Below are 1,747 nucleotides of genomic sequence, written 5' to 3'. Positions count from 1 at the left end.
TCAGTAGAACAGTTAGAAGAATTATTAAATAAATTGCTAAACGAAGGAGGTCTTATTATTAAATGGGAGCGCAAAGTTAAAAATAAAGGTAATGCTGTTTATTCGATTTAGCTGCACAACAGCTTATTACTGCGTTTATCTGGTTGATATTTATATTTGAGAAGGTGCATTAATAAAATTAATAAGTTACTTTTTAATGCTCTTTTTTCACTTCTTCCCATGCTTTCGATTTCTTCAATTAAATTCTCTAAATCAATTTCTGCAAAGTTACCATTTTTTAATTGTTTAGCTGTAGTTTCTATCCATAAATAAAAATCTTCATTATAAAGATTTGAACTAGCAAGGTTTGTAGGTTGAATTGCTTTCATCTGCTGGAAACCTCCGCAAAGAAATTGTGAGATTTTTTGGTAGCTTCTTTAAGTAATTATATAATAATTCCTACTTTTCCTCGTTCCCATTCTCCTGACTGGAAATGCTATCAGGAAGTTTCTACCTTCCGTTTTTCATTAATATTCATCATCATTACCAAAAGTCACACAAGGACTATCAACTTCTACTGCTGGAGTAAAAGAATTACAAAAAATGACAGTAGCACAATTAACCCCTAATTCATCAGGGTGAGTGCATTCCTCCTGGACAAAAAAAGCACAGTCTTTACAAATACTCTTACATGACATTGGTTGCGCGTCTTTGGAGTCTGACATAGTTCAAAAACCTGAATATCAGATAAAACCCACTACATTGGGTATATTGTAGTGGGGAATAGCAGTAACAAACAATGTCATTTTCATCATCTGTTATTTTTGTCACTAGTTTAATTATTTTATGTAAAAATTACATCATTATCTTGCATTTATGGCAAAATACCACATTAAGAAAGTTTAGTTTTCCCATCAGTTAAAATTTTATTTTCGTTTTTATATGTTGTAGCCTTTAACTATACGTTATTTTAATTATACGTTATTTTGTTGGTGATTATGTTCGGGTGCTTTGCGTCAACCCAACCTACTTTTATTTTTATTTTTTTATAAGTTACGTAAATTCTCTGTTGCTTTTTGTGTAGAAATTTTGAGCAATTTATAAGAAATATCGAGAAATTAAACAATTTTTTGATTGTGGTGACATAAAAATTACAATCACTATTATAATATTTGCAGTTATTTAACACACATCACTATGAGTTCAAAGACTAAGGATTTACAGGCAAGTTACGCTAAAACTCTCTTGCTGCTTGCGTTGTGGGATTTGGGAGGAAGTCAGCAAAAGGTAATTTTCTATCAGTTAATGATATAGAAATATTAATAGAACTATCATCACCATTAACAGGTTACTTAGAGGTTGTCTTAAAAGTTTTCGGCGAATATAATTCGCTACTACACAAACAAAGTCCACCTGCGTGGACTAACGAAAAATTAAGGATTTGAAACTTGCATAGGCAGGTTTTGTCTGTGTAGATGTGATTTTTAATCGCCTAAGTTAGACTTTTCAAACATCCTCTTAGGAAGAATTAAAGAAGATGATTGGACAAAAGATCGCTTTTATTACTTACGCGACTTAGCAATAAATTAAAATTAGACTAAACTTAGATATATATTGCTGCTGTGTAGTAGAAATTTGAGGATAAGCTGTTGTGCAACTAAATCGAATAAACAGCATTACCTTTATTTTTAACTTTGCGCTCCCATTTAATAATAAGACCTCCTTCGTTTAGCAATTTATTTAATAATTCTTCTAACTGTTCTACTGA

Annotated in this window: 1 protein-coding gene and 1 pseudogene; both read right to left on the bottom strand. The window is 31.1% G+C overall.

The features are described 5' to 3' along the window. Window positions 1–125: 125 nt before the first annotated feature. Window positions 126–368 (bottom strand): annotated as a pseudogene (locus FFR48_RS27720) (DUF29 domain-containing protein); the annotation flags it as partial. A 138-nt stretch (window positions 369–506) separates the two neighbouring features. Further along, entirely contained in the window at window positions 507–704 is a 198-nt protein-coding gene (locus tag FFR48_RS27715) for a hypothetical protein (RefSeq protein ID WP_096570581.1), read from the bottom strand. Window positions 705–1,747 lie beyond the last annotated feature (1,043 nt).

Origin of the sequence: Sphaerospermopsis reniformis, assembly GCF_005402885.1 — a bacterium.
Classification (GTDB): domain Bacteria; phylum Cyanobacteriota; class Cyanobacteriia; order Cyanobacteriales; family Nostocaceae; genus Sphaerospermopsis; species Sphaerospermopsis kisseleviana.
This window is presented reverse-complemented; position numbering and strand designations above follow the sequence as displayed.